At 44.3% G+C, this 14,360-nt stretch carries 20 protein-coding genes; 10 read left to right on the plus strand and 10 right to left on the minus strand.

Annotated features, from left to right (window positions below; all coding sequences use genetic code 11):
- Nucleotides 1-6: 6 nt before the first annotated feature.
- The 5 genes from AB4503_RS04395 to AB4503_RS04415 all read right to left on the minus strand — a co-directional run bounded on the left by AB4503_RS04395 (nt 7) and on the right by AB4503_RS04415 (nt 2,714).
- Entirely contained in the window at nt 7-564 is a 558-nt protein-coding gene (locus tag AB4503_RS04395; protein ID WP_372113773.1) for a septation protein IspZ, read from the minus strand.
- A complete protein-coding gene (locus AB4503_RS04400) occupies nt 564-821 on the minus strand; it encodes an acyl carrier protein (protein WP_004739745.1) in 258 nt (85 codons plus the stop codon). The genes AB4503_RS04395 and AB4503_RS04400 overlap by 1 nt, the downstream gene beginning before the upstream one ends.
- 10 nt (nt 822-831) lie before the next feature.
- Entirely contained in the window at nt 832-1,092 is a 261-nt protein-coding gene (locus AB4503_RS04405; protein ID WP_004736154.1) for a phosphopantetheine-binding protein, read from the minus strand.
- 105 nt (nt 1,093-1,197) lie between these two features.
- A complete protein-coding gene (locus AB4503_RS04410; protein WP_017062273.1) occupies nt 1,198-1,968 on the minus strand; it encodes a 1-acyl-sn-glycerol-3-phosphate acyltransferase in 771 nt (256 codons plus the stop codon).
- Nucleotides 1,968-2,714 carry a beta-ketoacyl synthase chain length factor gene (locus tag AB4503_RS04415; RefSeq protein WP_170967444.1) on the minus strand — a complete coding sequence of 249 codons (747 nt, stop codon included), beginning with the start codon at nt 2,712-2,714 and terminating at the stop codon, nt 1,968-1,970. Before AB4503_RS04415 ends, AB4503_RS04410 begins: the two co-directional genes overlap by 1 nt.
- Before the next feature lie 72 nt (nt 2,715-2,786).
- Between AB4503_RS04415 and AB4503_RS04420 the strand changes: the two genes are divergently transcribed.
- Genes AB4503_RS04420 through AB4503_RS04430 form a run of 3 tightly spaced genes read left to right on the plus strand, consistent with a single transcriptional unit; the run spans nt 2,787 to nt 5,543 of the window.
- A complete protein-coding gene (locus AB4503_RS04420; RefSeq protein WP_017062271.1) occupies nt 2,787-3,176 on the plus strand; it encodes a hypothetical protein in 390 nt (129 codons plus the stop codon).
- Between the two features lie 28 nt (nt 3,177-3,204).
- Nucleotides 3,205-4,278 (plus strand): methyltransferase, encoded by a 1,074-nt coding sequence (locus tag AB4503_RS04425; protein ID WP_372113775.1) that lies wholly within the window; start codon nt 3,205-3,207, stop codon nt 4,276-4,278.
- A gap of 23 nt (nt 4,279-4,301) precedes the next feature.
- On the plus strand, nt 4,302-5,543 hold the full coding sequence (locus AB4503_RS04430; protein WP_017062269.1) for an NAD(P)/FAD-dependent oxidoreductase: 1,242 nt from the start codon (nt 4,302-4,304) through the stop codon (nt 5,541-5,543).
- Nucleotides 5,544-5,671: 128 nt separating this feature from the next.
- Here AB4503_RS04430 and AB4503_RS04435 read toward each other — a convergent pair whose 3' ends face one another.
- Nucleotides 5,672-6,178, minus strand: coding sequence for a hypothetical protein (locus AB4503_RS04435; protein ID WP_017062268.1), 507 nt, complete (start codon nt 6,176-6,178; stop codon nt 5,672-5,674).
- A gap of 140 nt (nt 6,179-6,318) precedes the next feature.
- Complete coding sequence (locus AB4503_RS04440) at nt 6,319-7,452, minus strand: flagellar assembly protein FlgT (RefSeq protein ID WP_017062267.1); 1,134 nt, start codon at nt 7,450-7,452, stop codon at nt 6,319-6,321.
- Between the two features lie 192 nt (nt 7,453-7,644).
- Between AB4503_RS04440 and AB4503_RS04445 the strand changes: the two genes are divergently transcribed.
- Complete coding sequence (locus tag AB4503_RS04445; protein WP_017064137.1) at nt 7,645-8,280, plus strand: FlgO family outer membrane protein; 636 nt, start codon at nt 7,645-7,647, stop codon at nt 8,278-8,280.
- A gap of 9 nt (nt 8,281-8,289) precedes the next feature.
- Nucleotides 8,290-8,721, plus strand: coding sequence for a flagellar assembly lipoprotein FlgP (flgP, locus tag AB4503_RS04450; protein WP_017062265.1), 432 nt, complete (start codon nt 8,290-8,292; stop codon nt 8,719-8,721).
- A gap of 257 nt (nt 8,722-8,978) precedes the next feature.
- Here the strand turns inward: flgP and AB4503_RS04455 are convergent, their stop codons facing one another.
- The 3 genes from AB4503_RS04455 to flgA form a co-directional block, all read right to left on the minus strand.
- Nucleotides 8,979-9,404 carry a flagella synthesis protein FlgN gene (locus tag AB4503_RS04455; RefSeq protein ID WP_372113776.1) on the minus strand — a complete coding sequence of 142 codons (426 nt, stop codon included), beginning with the start codon at nt 9,402-9,404 and terminating at the stop codon, nt 8,979-8,981.
- 66 nt (nt 9,405-9,470) lie between these two features.
- The gene (gene flgM, locus AB4503_RS04460; protein WP_017062263.1) at nt 9,471-9,788 is read right to left on the minus strand and encodes a flagellar biosynthesis anti-sigma factor FlgM; all 318 of its coding nucleotides are present in this window, start codon (nt 9,786-9,788) and stop codon (nt 9,471-9,473) included.
- Nucleotides 9,789-9,966: 178 nt separating this feature from the next.
- Entirely contained in the window at nt 9,967-10,713 is a 747-nt protein-coding gene (gene flgA, locus AB4503_RS04465) for a flagellar basal body P-ring formation chaperone FlgA (RefSeq protein WP_017064135.1), read from the minus strand.
- A gap of 77 nt (nt 10,714-10,790) precedes the next feature.
- Between flgA and AB4503_RS04470 the strand changes: the two genes are divergently transcribed.
- The 5 genes from AB4503_RS04470 to flgD all read left to right on the plus strand — a co-directional run bounded on the left by AB4503_RS04470 (nt 10,791) and on the right by flgD (nt 14,356).
- On the plus strand, nt 10,791-11,717 hold the full coding sequence (locus AB4503_RS04470; protein ID WP_017062261.1) for a chemotaxis protein CheV: 927 nt from the start codon (nt 10,791-10,793) through the stop codon (nt 11,715-11,717).
- Between the two features lie 11 nt (nt 11,718-11,728).
- Nucleotides 11,729-12,556 carry a protein-glutamate O-methyltransferase gene (locus tag AB4503_RS04475; protein WP_004736174.1) on the plus strand — a complete coding sequence of 276 codons (828 nt, stop codon included), beginning with the start codon at nt 11,729-11,731 and terminating at the stop codon, nt 12,554-12,556.
- Between the two features lie 255 nt (nt 12,557-12,811).
- On the plus strand, nt 12,812-13,207 hold the full coding sequence (gene flgB / locus AB4503_RS04480; RefSeq protein WP_004736175.1) for a flagellar basal body rod protein FlgB: 396 nt from the start codon (nt 12,812-12,814) through the stop codon (nt 13,205-13,207).
- Nucleotides 13,208-13,211: 4 nt separating this feature from the next.
- On the plus strand, nt 13,212-13,625 hold the full coding sequence (gene flgC, locus AB4503_RS04485; RefSeq protein WP_004736176.1) for a flagellar basal body rod protein FlgC: 414 nt from the start codon (nt 13,212-13,214) through the stop codon (nt 13,623-13,625).
- A gap of 17 nt (nt 13,626-13,642) precedes the next feature.
- Nucleotides 13,643-14,356, plus strand: a complete 714-nt coding sequence (gene flgD, locus AB4503_RS04490) for a flagellar hook assembly protein FlgD (RefSeq protein ID WP_010439286.1) — start codon at nt 13,643-13,645, stop codon at nt 14,354-14,356.
- The last annotated feature ends 4 nt before the right edge of the window (nt 14,357-14,360 follow it).

Below are 14,360 nucleotides of genomic sequence, written 5' to 3' on the forward strand. Positions count from 1 at the left end.
AACAATTTAACTCTGACGAATGCGCTGTCTTACTACCCACTCTCCTGCAAAGAGTAACCCTGCAAACAGATAGCTGAGTAAGCCATTGTATAGGGTCCATACTTCTAGCGGTTGGAAGCAGGTGTAAAGGGCAATAGAGCCATTGAGAACAAAGAACAAGCACCACACTTTGGTGACTTTTCGTGTGTAATCAACGCCACTTTGCGGAAGTTCAGGCTCTTGAAGGCGAGCAAGACGTTCGATAATCGTTTGTGGTTGCCATAGGCTCGAAGCGAATACAACCAGCATACAAACATTAACGATAACGGGATAATAGGTTAGCCAGCCGTGTTGCTTAAAGGCTAAGCCTAAAGTCAGCAGAACAATACCGGCACTTCCACTGATCCAAGCTAGGTGTTTTAGCTCTTTGATTTTAGCCTGACCGCCGGTGAAAATGCGTACAGCAAAGATAGCGGCTAAGGCAATACCAACGGTTTGTAAGCCAAACTTGTTGAGTCCAAAGTAAACCGCTATTGGATAAGTGAAAAGTATAATTGCCGACAGTAAAGTCAGCAGAGGACGCATTAGGCGTCCTTCAATAGTTCAACCACAGATTCGACAACGTCATTAACGGTGCGCACTGCTTTGAACTCTTCAGGTTTGATCTTCTTACCTGTGACGTTCTGTAGGTGAACGACCAAATCAACGGCATCAATGCTGTCTAGGTCTAGATCAAGATAGAGATGAGCTTCAGGGGTGATATCTTCAGCATCAAGCTCGAACAGCTCAATAAGCGCATCTTTAACCTGGTTGTATACTTCTTGTTGGTTAGCTTGTGTCATAAAGATCTGTCTAGTTATTCGTTTGAGAAGAGATGTAGTTCGCTAGATTTTCAACTGACGCAAAGTGCTGTCGAGTGTTTGAATCATCTGCATCGATAACAATGTTGTACTTTTTCTTGATAGCAAGGCCAAGCTCAAGGGCATCGATAGAGTCTAGTCCAAGTCCATCACCAAATAGTGGAGCTTCCGTTTCAATCTCATCAATGCTCATGTCTTCAAGGTTCAATGCGTCGATGATCAGTTGTTTCAGTTCGTTGTGTAATGTTTCCACTTTGGCCTACTTAATGCTTTATCTGAATGCTGCTTTAAGGGGGCGATTCTACATTATATGAGGTATTTTCGAAATGCCGATATCGCCTGTTATGTTATTGATACGCTAAATGTTTTCTTCGGAAGGGAAAATTGTTTGTGCAAGATGATGATTAAGGCGCCTTGCTGCCGAAGTTAAATTATTTGAGCCTTCAATAAATGGTTCGACTTCTATTTTACCTTTCACCGCGACATGAAAAAAGGGCTTCGACGCAGGAACTTGATACCATTTTTTCTCTTTCGTTAAGAATGTCGGAGAAACCGTAATATGAATCACGCGTAAATCGGTTTGTGTTCGAGTCGCGATTTGTGCCGCCCCACGCTGTAAGGATGGTTCAATTCCTGGCGTTGTGCGAGTTCCTTCGGGAAAAATCAGCATGACATTGCCACGTGAGAAGCGTTCTTCACAGCGCTCTAAAAGATCGTCAGGGGCTTGGTTCGGTATATAACCTGCCGCTTTGACAATCCTTTTCATAAAAGGGTTTTCCCAAATGGCCGCTTTGACGAGGCAATCACATTGAGGAAGTTGAGAGGCGATCAGCACATAGTCAATCAAACTTGGGTGGTTGGCGACGATAATGCAGTTACGGTCGTTACGCAGTAGTTCTGCACCATCAATTCGGTAATCGATTGCTCCGGTGAACTTCATGATCTGGCAAAACGCATTGAATGAGAAACGGATTAATCGCTGTGCTTTAAGCTCTCTTTTAATGGTATTGGGATTGGTTAGCGCGATAGTCGGTAAGATTAAGAAGCTCAATACTAAGCCACCCAAACCAAAGATGGTAAAGCAGAGGCCTGTCGCGAATACTCGCCAATACTGGTCTACTCTGCTCATTACGCTGTACCTGTCTCGGTGTTATTTACCCAAGACCAAGTTTGGTGCTTGCCAGCAATAGCCCACCTATTTGTACCTAATAAGATATGTTGGAGCGTTTGTAACCCTTGTGGTAACACGGAAGGTGCTTGGTTGGTCTCTACTGTCCTAGTAATAGAGTATTCACTGCCAGCGGTGAGCACTAAGCCCAGCGCATAATCAGCAAAGTTCTGTGTTTCGTACTCTTGGTAGAGCTCGGGCAGAGGTTGGTCGAAATCGATAACTAACACTCGATGCGACGGATATTGATGAAGGTAAAGATAAGCTTCGATCAGAGCGTTATGGAAAGTATCTTGCCCTGCGGCTATTGAAGTCAGTGGAATCGGTGCTTTGGCGGCAATGGTGGTTAGACCAGCTGCGGTATTATGTACCGACTGCGAGAACGCCATTGGTGAGGCATCGTCACCTTCTAATATCGACTGAATTAAAGTGGCGGTTCGATGCAACTCACCATGTCGGCTAGCAAAGACCAGATAATCAATCGAGGTGTCTTTTAATAGGGTTAACGCGGTTTGGACAGCAAGTTTGCTTTGCACACTCATTCGGCGGCGCATCATCGGTGGGATCGCTTTAAATTCAGTTGAGCCATCTTGTGGCCAATCTAAATTAGTGCTCCACGCTTGCCATTGGGCAACAGAATTGAGACCAGCCGAATTTGCAGACCATTTCTCAATATTAAACGACATTAATTGGGATTGATTTGACATAGAGTATTGATTTGCTTTGAGTCTAACTAAATACTATGCGCGCTTATAAATAAACACAGATAAGGAATTTAAATGAAATTACTAAAAATAGCAGTTTCAATGTTATTCATATTCGTTCTTGCAGGATGTGGACGCGTCCAACCTGTAATGAATGTTGAGGATACTCCAGTTGCACTGAATCTTCAAAGTAAACAGGTTAAATCAGCTATTTCTGAATCTGCTGAAAATCGAGGCTGGTTGGTTTCAGAAATAAAGCCTGGTTTGATCCGCGCTGAATTGTATGTTCGTTCGCACCACGCTGTGGTTGAAATTCCTTATAGTGATAAGTTTTACTCTATTCTTTACGTTGAATCAGAGAATTTGAAGTACGACGATGGTGAAATACACCGTAATTACAACCGTTGGGTTAATAACTTAAACGTTGATATTAAACGTAAGCTTGCGCAAATGGCAGCTGAGTAACTCTCTATTATTTAAAGTTAGGTTTTTCGTGTCGGAATATAAATTAGATCCATTCAACGCATTAGAAGCAAAAACAGAAGCGCAGAAATTGTCTTTCGCTCCGATTGTTTTTCATACTGCTCGTACACTTCGTGATTTAGGCATTTTGAAAGCGTTAGATGACGCGGGCAACGAGGGTTTACCAGCAGAGTCTATCTCTGAATCGACCGGTGTCTCTGAGTACGGCGTGAAAGTCCTGCTCGATATGGCGTTAAGTGCTCATATTGTGACTTGGGAAAAGCCTAACTACAAAATGGCTAACCTTGGTTTCTACCTTCTGCATGATGGTATGACTAACGCAAACATGGATTTCACAGCCGATGTTTGTTATGCCGCGATGATGCATCTAACAGAAGCGATTGAAGAAGGCACACCTGCAGGCTTGAAAGAGTTGGGTGATTGGGAAACCATTTACCAAGGCTTGTCTCAATTGCCAGAAAAAGCAAAAGAGAGTTGGTTCAAGTTTGATCACTTCTATTCGGATCGCTCGTTCCCTGTGTTACTTGAAAAAGTCTTCAGCAAGAAACCTAAGTCGCTGGTGGATATCGGCGGCAACACGGGTAAGTGGGCGATGCAATGCTGCAACCATGATGCGGACGTTGAGGTGACGATTGTTGATTTGCCACAGCAGCTAGAAATGGCAATGGCAAACGCGGCAAAGCATGGTCATCAAGAGCGAGTCACGCCATTCCCAGCGAATATGCTCGATAAACAGCAAACTCTGCCAACGGGCGCGGATGTTTGGTGGATGAGTCAGTTCCTTGATTGTTTCTCGCCAATGGAGATTCTGAGCATATTAAGGCGCGTTCGCTCTCATATGTCAGAAGATGCGACTGTCTATATCCTTGAACTGTTTTGGGATTCACAGAAATACGATGCGGCTTCTTATAGCTTAAACGCGACGTCTCTCTACTTTACCTGCTTGGCCAATGGCAACAGTCGTTTTTACCGCAGTGAAGATTTCTTAGAGATTGTTGAAGAAGCGGGCTTTGAAGTGGTAACGCGTACCGACGATATCGGTCTTGGTCACACGCTTCTAGAATTGAAAGCTGGCGCGCAATAAAAATAACAAACATGGCTTAAATAATGAAAAAACTATCAACTCAAGTGGTGATCATCGGAGCTGGGCCATCAGGGTCTATTGCTGCGTCTTTACTTCATAAAAAAGGCATCGATGTTCGAGTGATTGAAAAGAGCGTATTCCCTCGCTTTTCTATTGGTGAAAGCCTATTACCAGCTTGTATGGAAGTGATTGAACAGGCTGGGATGACTGACGCAGTGATCAACGCTAACTTCCAATACAAAGATGGCGCTGCCTTTCGCAAAAATGGCGTTTATACGGCGTTTAATTTTGAAGACAAGTTCTCTTCTGGCCCTGGAACTACGTTTCAGGTTCAGCGAGGTGCCTTTGATAAGGTTTTGGCAGATACGGCTGAGGCGCAGGGTGTCTGCATTGATTACCAACATGAGTTAATGGGCATTAATTTCACCGACGACAGCACCATTTTAGATGTACAAGTGCTGGGTGGAGAGCGTTATCAGATAGAAGCGCAATACGTTCTGGATGGCAGTGGTTTTGGTCGAGTGCTACCAAAAATGCTTAACTTGGCAGAGCCGTCATCGCTCCCTCCACGCAAAGCTATTTTTACGCACATTAACGATCATATTGCAGAGGTGGATACCGATCTTGAATATGACCGAAATAAAATTCTTATCTCTGTGCATCCAACCAACCCTGATGTTTGGTATTGGTTGATCCCGTTTAGTAACGGTGTCTCTTCGTTTGGTGTCGTAGGAGAGCCTAAGTTCTTTGAGTCCTATCCAGAAGACAAGATTGCTGCAATTAAACAGCTGGCAGCGGAAGAGCCGGGCTTGGCTGAGATACTGGCAAGCGCCGAGTATCCAAACCCTGCGGGTGAAATTGGTGGCTATTCTGCCAATGTAAAACATTTGGCGACGGATAAGTACGCGTTGCTTGGCAATGCCGGCGAGTTCCTTGACCCGGTGTTCTCGTCAGGCGTGACGATTGCGATGAAGTCGGCACAGTTTGCGGTTGAGTGTGTTGAAAAGCAACTTAACGGTGAGAAGGTAGATTGGGAACGCGATTATGCCGCTCCTTTGATGGTTGGTGTAAACACCTTTAGAACGTATGTTGAGGGGTGGTACTCAGGTACTTTGCAGGATGTGATTTTCTATCAAGATCCAAATCCAAAGATTAAGCAGATGGTGTGCTCAATTCTGGCGGGTTACGCATGGGATCAAGCCAACCCTTATGTGAAAGAGTCTAAGCGCCGATTGGCGACACTGGCTGAGATATGCCGAAACTAGGTAATCGATTTTGTATGTAGCAATACTCTAAATTGTCACGATGGATCGTCATAAATTAAAAACAGCCGCAATGTGCGGCTGTTTTTGTATCTGAAAAATATGGGTGGTCAGCTTAATCGGATTTAAGCCTATTTTAAGTCGATGCTGTTCAATCGTCCCATAAATATAAGTAGATCAATTACGTCTTTGTGAGCATCAAGCAGCGCACGTTTGGTTTGGCTATAAGCGGCAAGTCGGCCGTGCTTTCTGATTGAACATACCTTGGTTTTGTACTTGTAGTCACCATTCTCAGAGAAGACGCGCCACTTAGCGATGTAGCATTCGTCGCGGTGTTCAGGATCACTCTGAGTTGGATTTGGTTTGAATACAATTTTGGGTTCTAGACTATGAGGCAGGCGCGTCATCAGGTAGGGCTCTTTGAGGACTTTGGGCCAAAATTTGCCCCATAGCTGTCTGCCCAGTTCATCTCTTAATTTAATGGTTTTCTTCAGTGCTTTGTCTTCACCCATACGAACAAAACCGACCGACCGATGCAACACCGTATCTTCGGGAGTATGAATGTGGATCTTAAAAGCGGTTTTACCTTTCGAGATAAAGCGGTAACCGGTAGCACCAATTAGATTATTCTGACTCATAGTTTGCTAAGTGATGATTATGTTATTAATAAGATTACGCCAAATACTGCAAAACCGAAACTAATACCCATGAAAAAAAATAAAGCCTTAACAAAAGTGCTAAGGCTTTATTAGAAACTGTGAGGCGGGCGTGTCGCTAACTACATGATTTTCTGCATCACATCACCAATTTGAATGCTTCCAGCAAGGCTTGGTTGGTCGATCGTCAGTTCTGCTTCGTTTTCATAAACGCGAGAAACGGTCAGTGTGATATCGCTTTGAGATACCTTATTACGTGGCAAGCCGCGTTGGTCGATAAACGAACCTGTGTGCCACAGTTGCAGTTTGTCACCTTGTTGTACGCCATGCATTCGACCTAAATCAATGGTCACAGTGTTACCAAATACCGCTGCAACCTCTGGAAGGGTGATCTTACATGACACTTCCGATTCTAAGTCCAACATAATATTACGGCTAACACGCAGCATCATGCTGCCGTAGGTTGATGCCCAGAAACGGGCACTGCGGGTGTCGACTTCACTGGTCTTAGCAAATGGCCACTTTGCCACTTCACGATAGCTACGGTTGTAAACCTGATGTCCTGTTTTACCATCGAAGACTTGCATCTCTAACGCAAACTGGCGATTGATGATGTCGTCTTTCAACAGTTTGGACTCGATGGTCGCGGTTAAATCGGTAATGTCGCCACCAATGATGTATTGTGCGCCAGTGTCTTGGGCGATCATCTTGATCACTTCAGGTCGACGTTTGTCGATGTCGTAATTGGTCGTGCCAACGGAAACAAAGCTGCGAGACTCTTGCGCCAGCTGTCGATCTACGACATGACCAAAATCATCACCGATGTTATAGATTCTGCCCATTACAGCTTGCTGTGGGGAAGTCACATCGATGTTGCCGACCAAAAATGTCTTCTTATATTGGCTCTCATGGCAAGCATTTGCCGAAGGATAGATATCGATCCTTGCGGTGATCATTATATTGCCACTGCGTTTTTTCTCTTTTTCTACCAAGATGTAGCGCACTTCATGATTGGTAAATTGAAACTCTTTTTTGTTTGCGTCGAGGTAGGGCGTGAGGTTGGCAATGCTACCAATGTCGGCTCCTGAGAACTGGATCGCTTTATATACCGCGTCTTCCAGAGCATGGACCCTTGCCGTTTCCTCTGACGATACGATGGCTGCGGTACCGGTAACCTCATACCAAGAGGCATGAGCACTGAAGCTTATGGTTATCAGTGAACTTATTGAAAATAAGTAAGAAATTATTTTTTTCATCTATTCGTTACCAGTTGGGTATAAATATTGCTTAACAAATAACTATAAGCTTGAAGCTGACTTAAGTGCGTTTTTCTTAATCTGAACCATTAATGAAAAGCAAAGACTGTTCCAACATTGTAATCCATTGAAAAGAATAATGGTGAGAACATATTGGAACAGGTGGCACTAAAACTATCTGGAGATTAGAGAATGAAAAAATGGCTCGTAGTAATGAGTGTCATGTTACTGACATCATGCGCTTATTCGCCGATCTATAACGGCAAGTCTGAATATTCAGGCAGTCAGTTTATGTTGATGGACAGCCCTCGTCATACCATGGATTTTTTTGTGGAAAGTATGACTGAAGATTTGATCATTTCGAATACAAGTATTTCAGCGAGAACGCCAATAGCAATTACTTCGTTTGTGGACCTGCAGCACATGGACACAACGAACTGGCTAGGCAACTCGGTATCAGAAGGCTTCATTCATCAGTTTCAGCGTCGTGGCTTCAAGGTGGTTGATTTTAAAACTACTGGCTCTATCCAAGTGACTCACCAAGGTGACTTTGCGTTGAGCCGCGATTGGAAAGACTTAGCTCAAGAGCAAGACGTACAGTATGTACTGACAGGCACCATGCTTCGCCAAGAAGGCGGTGTACTAGTAAATGCTCGTGTTGTTGGCATGCAAACTCGCATTGTCGTGGCGACGGCACAAGGCTTCTTGCCTGCAGACCGTATTGGTCGTGACCTAGATACTCTAAACAGTATTCGAACTCAAGATGGCGTTATCATTCGTTCTGACCCAACGATCAGCCAGCCTTATACTGTTATTCTTCGCCCTTAGGAGTTCGAGATGAAGAAGTTAATATTTGTTGTTGCCGCTTTACTGCTTGTTGGCTGTCAGCCACTGCAAAACATGAGGCCAGACGACTACTTAGTTGCCGTTGGCTACGCGAGTATCAGTGAGCAGAAAGGACGTAACGATGAAGAAAGACGTATCCGTGCGATGAGAGCTTCTAAGATCGACGCCTATCGTGAACTTGCAGAACAAGTTTACGGTATGCGAGTGAGTGGTCGGGCAGAGTTGGAAGATCAACGCCTTGGTACGGAACGTACTTCTGGTGCGGTTGATGGCGTAATCCGCGGTGCAGAAGTGGTACGCAGCTACCCTGTGGGCGATAGCTATGTTACTGAGCTTCAGCTTGATATCCGTAAGATGGAACAGCTACGTAATTACGGTGAAGTTCAACCTGTACCTGAAAAGAGACAACAAACGCTGTTCTAGCCCAAGGGGCGTCTAGCGATAGGACTATCCAGTTATATTGGCTGCTTTCGTTTTCCAGATGGCGTATCGGCAACCAATAACTAATATGAATGTAAAAGCGGCAAGTATGAAAATACTTGCCGCTTTTTTGTTTATCGATTTTGTCAGGGCGTTCAAAGGCTGATTAGGTGTTTTAATAAAAGATAACGACAGGAATAGTCTGAGATACAGATAAACGGTTAACAAGGGGTATTACTGAAGAGGAAGAGTTAACTTAACTAGGCTTTTACGTTGGTTCCCAGCGTAGAGATAGTATGCGTTTGACCACCGGCATTGTAGGTCATGCCAATTTTTCCGTGACTTTGCTGCATCATATTGCTGAGTTTTTTGAAGCTAAGGTGCGCTCGATTTAAGGCTTCGCCATTCACAAGGTTCGCTTGCTGGCAATCGTGCACTATGGACTGGATCTTAGTGACTAACTGAGCAAGTTCAGGGTTCTCGGTCAGTTCTGAGATATTGGTATGGGCTGCGATTCGCTGATCGGTTGATCTTAGTTGTTCAACTAGGACCACTTTTTCTTTGGCGATTCGCTCAATATCGTTTGATTGTCGGCCCGTAATAGCGGTTTTCTCTGAACTTAGTAATTCAGATAAGGCTTTGGCATTTTGAAGTTGAAAATTAACTAAATCTGCTAGTGCCGCCATAACGTAAACCTATTCATAACCTCGTGTACTTTAAGACAATAACTTCAATGAAAAGTTAGTGTTTTCTTAAAGGCCTTTTAATTCATCTTCGAACTTGATCATGTTGTCAGCCAGTTTCTCTGGATCGACAGTGTATGAACCATTCGCAATTGCTTCTTTGATCGCTGCTACTTTCACAGAATCAAAGCTTGGCTGTGCTGCCATATCTTGGTGGAGCTGACCAATCGCTTTGCCTTGTTGGCTCAGTGAAACCGCATCTTTGCTTGCTGGTGATTTAGTTGATACATCAGAGCGTGATGCCTCAGAACTAGAATCAGAGCGTACTGCTGATCGGTTAGTGGTCGTTAGGGTTTGCCCTGAACGAATATTATCAATGCCTGCCATAGTTAAGCCTTTTTCTTCAAAAATGGGAACCTGTACAGTCAATATCGACCAAGGGTTCGAATACTTTAGCAATTTTTAGCTCAATAGTCGAAAAGGGACAAAACACCGCAGCCGTTATATTTGGCGTTAGAGTTGAGGGTGAAATCGCTAACGATACCGTCAATTTAGAAGTAAAGAGTTAAAAGTAAACCGTGACTTCAGACATGCTGGTAACAATCCCTTCAATTATACGCTGTGATTTATCATTTTTCACTCTTACTTGATCACCCATAGAGCCATCGGTAAGCGCAGTTCCTTTGGTGGTAATGGTCATGCCACCTTTTACTGCCTGTATGATAACCTTCTCGTTTCGGCACACGACACAGATATCACCTCTTTCTACAACATCGCCCGGTCTTAGGTTCTTTTTTACCTTAGCGCCGATGACCTGATGTGGAGCTGTGAAACCTTGGCGACGAAACTTGTTAAGAGAAATCATAGCGGTGGTGACATCGTATTGACCGACGATTTCGCCTCTCGCGAGTGAGCGAGTGGTGGTGACAAGAGGCACCGACATCGAAAGGCGCACCGGTACATAAACTCGCCACTCATCAGGAACACATTGCACTAAAACCGTAATACTGCTGCGGGTATTGGTGGTTGTTGAGGCGCTGGTCTCTAAAGGCACTGGGCAGTCTGTCGCTTTGATTCTTGAGTCAACATTTGCTGAATTAACAAAGAGTTCGCCACCTTGTGGCTGCTCAACTGTATCAAGGATATGTTGCTCCGCTGCAGACTGAATCATCTCAATTTGTTCTGGGGTCGCAGCTTGTACAAAAAAACTAAACAATATTGATAAAATGCCGATAAACTTAGCGACAGTTTTAAAAGTAGCTCTACACATTGCTATGGAAAGAGGTGGCAAATTTGTTTTATAATACGTCATTCCGTTTCTCTGGTGGTTCGTAGCCTGCAGTAGACTAACACTTTTTATACAAAAAAGTTTGATATGGAGATGAGCTCATGACGGGTATTCTTGATTCGGTGAATCAGCGTACGCAACTCGTCGGTCAAAACCGATTAGAATTACTAACCTTTCGCCTAATGGGGCGTCAGCGTTACGGCATTAATGTCTTTAAAGTAAAAGAAGTGCTGCAATGCCCTAAGCTGACAAAGATGCCAAACTTGAACCCACTGGTTAAAGGTGTAGCACACATTCGTGGCCAAACGATCTCTGTGATCGACTTGAGCTTAGCGATTGGTGGCCGTCCTACAACGGATATTGAAAAGTGTTTTGTGGTTATCTCTGAGTTTAACCGAACCATTCAAGGTTTCTTGGTAAGTTCAGTTGAGCGCATTATTAACATGCACTGGGAATCGATTCTTCCGCCGCCAGATGGCGCAGGTAGAGCTAACTACCTGACAGCGGTAACCAACATTGATAATGAATTGGTAGAAATTCTTGATGTTGAGAAGATCCTTGCAGAAATTTCTCCTGTTGATGAAACAATGGACAGCAAGATTGCTGAAGATATTGCGAAAGTAGAACAAGAGAAAGAACTGGTTCGCCGCATCTTGATTGCTGATGACTCGACCGTTGCTCGTAAGCAGGTTCAGCGTGCTATTGAGTCGATTGGTTTTGAAGTTATCTCGGTGAAGGATGGTAAAGAAGCCTATGAGAAGCTGATGCAGATGTCATCAGAAGGCAGTATTTACGATCAGATTTCATTGGTGATTTCTGATATCGAAATGCCAGAAATGGATGGATACACGCTGACTGCTGAGATTCGTCGTCACGCCGAACTTAAAGATTTATACGTAATTTTACACTCATCGTTGAGTGGTGTATTTAACCAAGCCATGGTTGAGCGTGTTGGAGCAAACTCCTTCATTGCTAAGTTCAATCCTGATGAGCTTGGTGCAGCCGTTAAAGCTGCGTTAACTAACTAAAAGAGACATTAATGACTGCTATAACAATAAGTGATCAAGAGTATCGCGATTTCAGCCGTTTCTTAGAATCTCAATGTGGCATTGTATTAGGTGACAGCAAACAGTACTTGGTGCGCAGCCGTCTAAGCCCATTAGTAACGAAGTTTAAGTTAGCTTCTTTGTCTGATTTGTTGAGAGATGTAGTAACAGGTCGAAACCGTGAGCTGCGTGTGGCTGCTGTCGATGCCATGACGACGAACGAGACACTTTGGTTCCGTGATACTTACCCGTTTGCTGTGCTTGCGGATAAGCTTCTACCGGAAATAGCGGCAAATAAACGTCCTATTAAGATTTGGTCTGCGGCAAGCTCTTCAGGCCAAGAAGCATACTCAATGGCAATGACGATTCTTGAAACTCAAGCTCGTAAGCCAGGTATGCTGCCAAATGTATCGATTACCGCAACTGACATCTCAGCAAGTATGTTGGATATGTGCCGCACTGGCGCTTACGACAACCTTGCATTGGGACGTGGACTTTCTCCAGAGCGCCGTCGTACTTTCTTTGAAGATGCGGGCGATGGCCGTATGAAAGTGAAAGATAACGTCAAGCGCATGGTGAACTTCCGCCCTCAGAACCTGATGGACAGCTATGCATTGTTAGGCAAGTTCGACATTATTTTCTGTCGTAACGTGCTGATTTACTTCTCGCCTGATATGAAGTCAAAGGTACTTAACCAGATGGCAAATAGCCTGAACCCTGGTGGGTACTTACTATTGGGCGCGTCTGAATCGTTAACAGGCTTAACCGATCGTTTTGAAATGGTTCGCTGTAATCCAGGCATCATCTACAAATTAAAGTAACGAGCGGCACCGATATTAGGTGTAAGGTTACCGTCTAAATTTAAAACCCAGCCAAGTGCTGGGTTTTCTTTTTCCTGCTTAAGCTATATCTTTAAGTCAGAGTGACATTCCAATTTACTCTATTTTTTGGCTTGTTTATTGCAAGTTTACCCACGAGTAACCTGTAAAAGCATTGATAGACCGCCTTGTTTCAAAAGTTGGTATATATATTGCTTTGGTTATTTCATAACAGTCAGTTCTTGAGTTGAGGTTTACATGGCTATTTCTTTTGACAATGCTTTGGGCATTCACCAGCACACAGTTGGTGTACGTGAGCGTAACGCTGAGGTGCTTTCCACCAATATCGCGCAAGCAAACACGCCTGGGTATAAAGCAAAGGGATTAGACTTTAAGAAATCACTGCAAGCGGCAAGTTCTGGGGCAAGCATTGGTCTTAGCCGTACAGATGGTCGGCACATTTCTGCCTCAACAACGGTGAACGGGGAAACGAAGTATCGCATTCCTACCCAACCTGATACAGGAGATGGCAACACGGTTGATTTGGATTTGGAAAGAAACCTTTTCATGCAAAACCAAATTAGGCATCAAGCCTCTCTCGACTTCTTAGGAAGTAAGTTCAAGAATTTAACTAAAGCGATTAAAGGGGAATAATTAGATGAGTTTATTCAATGTATTCAATGTGACTGGTTCTGCGATGAGTGCTGAATCTGTTCGTCTAAATACGACCTCGAGCAACCTTGCGAACGCGGACAGTGTAAGTAGTTCTGCTGAAGAAACTTACAAGGCTCGTCACGCAGTGTTCGGCGCTGAGTTAAATAAAGCACGCAACAGTGGTCACACTGTGCCTGTGAAAGTATTAGGTATTGTGGAAAGCGATAAGCCGCTAAGCGCGGAGTACAACCCGGATCACCCATTAGCGAACAACGAAGGCTATATCTACAAGCCTAATGTCAACGTTATGGAAGAAATGGCAAACATGATTTCGGCATCACGTGCGTACCAAACAAACGTACAGGTTGCTGACTCGAGTAAACAAATGCTGCTGCGTACGCTGCAGATGGGTCAATAAGGATAAGGAGGTAGCACATGGCTGGAATCAACAACAATGTTGGTCAAAGCGGCTTGTCCTATGTTGACCAGCTGAAGAGTCTTCAAGATGGCGCTAAAAAGCCCGACGAAACAACAGGTAAGCAGGATCTTAAACAAGAAGACTTCTTATCTTTGTTGACTAAGCAACTAGCACAACAAGACCCTTTCAAGCCGGTTAGCAATGACCAGATGATTGCGCAAATGGCTTCATTTGCGACCGTAGATGGCATTGGCAAAATGAATACACAGTTTGAAAGCTTGAATTCATCAATGACCTCTAACCAAGCTCTTCAGGCCTCCTCTTTAGTTGGGCGTGATGTATTGGTTCCTGGTGCGGCAGGTGTAAAACCCGGTGATGGCGGTATGGCGGCAATGGTTAAGCTTCCTCAGGCAATGGACAATGTAATGGTCCGTGTTGAGAACGAAGTTGGCCAATTGGTTCGCACATTTGATATCGGCTCTAAACCATCTGGTGATACACGTGTTGAATGGGACGGAAAAGACGAAGACGGTAACCCATTGCCGGCCGGTAAATACAACGTGAAAGCGTCGGGTTTGCTGGATGGCGAGAACACAGAGTTCCAAGTTTCCAGTTATGCGAACGTGAACAGTGTGCTTCTTGGTAAGGGCGATGGCAACGTACTACTCAATCTGGCTGGTTTCACATCGCCAGTACGACTTGCTGAAGTACTAGAAGTTGGTAAAGCGTAGCTCT

It is taken from the genome of Vibrio sp. 10N.222.55.B11 (assembly GCF_041473705.1).
Lineage (GTDB): Bacteria > Pseudomonadota > Gammaproteobacteria > Enterobacterales > Vibrionaceae > Vibrio > Vibrio crassostreae_C.

What these genes read in the sequence shown, in the direction of transcription:
- AB4503_RS04415 (WP_170967444.1), bottom strand. Translation starts at nt 2,714, where the DNA reads ATGTCAAATCAATCCCAATTAATGTCGTTTAATATTGAGAAATGGTCT.
- AB4503_RS04430 (WP_017062269.1), top strand. Translation starts at nt 4,302, where the DNA reads ATGAAAAAACTATCAACTCAAGTGGTGATCATCGGAGCTGGGCCATCA.
- AB4503_RS04470 (WP_017062261.1), top strand. Translation starts at nt 10,791, where the DNA reads ATGACGGGTATTCTTGATTCGGTGAATCAGCGTACGCAACTCGTCGGT.
- AB4503_RS04445 (WP_017064137.1), top strand. Translation starts at nt 7,645, where the DNA reads ATGAAAAAATGGCTCGTAGTAATGAGTGTCATGTTACTGACATCATGC.
- flgD (WP_010439286.1), top strand. Translation starts at nt 13,643, where the DNA reads ATGGCTGGAATCAACAACAATGTTGGTCAAAGCGGCTTGTCCTATGTT.
- AB4503_RS04455 (WP_372113776.1), bottom strand. Translation starts at nt 9,404, where the DNA reads ATGGCGGCACTAGCAGATTTAGTTAATTTTCAACTTCAAAATGCCAAA.
- flgM (WP_017062263.1), bottom strand. Translation starts at nt 9,788, where the DNA reads ATGGCAGGCATTGATAATATTCGTTCAGGGCAAACCCTAACGACCACT.
- AB4503_RS04395 (WP_372113773.1), bottom strand. Translation starts at nt 564, where the DNA reads ATGCGTCCTCTGCTGACTTTACTGTCGGCAATTATACTTTTCACTTAT.
- flgA (WP_017064135.1), bottom strand. Translation starts at nt 10,713, where the DNA reads ATGACGTATTATAAAACAAATTTGCCACCTCTTTCCATAGCAATGTGT.
- AB4503_RS04475 (WP_004736174.1), top strand. Translation starts at nt 11,729, where the DNA reads ATGACTGCTATAACAATAAGTGATCAAGAGTATCGCGATTTCAGCCGT.
- AB4503_RS04410 (WP_017062273.1), bottom strand. Translation starts at nt 1,968, where the DNA reads ATGAGCAGAGTAGACCAGTATTGGCGAGTATTCGCGACAGGCCTCTGC.
- AB4503_RS04400 (WP_004739745.1), bottom strand. Translation starts at nt 821, where the DNA reads ATGACACAAGCTAACCAACAAGAAGTATACAACCAGGTTAAAGATGCG.
- flgB (WP_004736175.1), top strand. Translation starts at nt 12,812, where the DNA reads ATGGCTATTTCTTTTGACAATGCTTTGGGCATTCACCAGCACACAGTT.
- AB4503_RS04440 (WP_017062267.1), bottom strand. Translation starts at nt 7,452, where the DNA reads ATGAAAAAAATAATTTCTTACTTATTTTCAATAAGTTCACTGATAACC.
- flgP (WP_017062265.1), top strand. Translation starts at nt 8,290, where the DNA reads ATGAAGAAGTTAATATTTGTTGTTGCCGCTTTACTGCTTGTTGGCTGT.
- flgC (WP_004736176.1), top strand. Translation starts at nt 13,212, where the DNA reads ATGAGTTTATTCAATGTATTCAATGTGACTGGTTCTGCGATGAGTGCT.
- AB4503_RS04420 (WP_017062271.1), top strand. Translation starts at nt 2,787, where the DNA reads ATGAAATTACTAAAAATAGCAGTTTCAATGTTATTCATATTCGTTCTT.
- AB4503_RS04435 (WP_017062268.1), bottom strand. Translation starts at nt 6,178, where the DNA reads ATGAGTCAGAATAATCTAATTGGTGCTACCGGTTACCGCTTTATCTCG.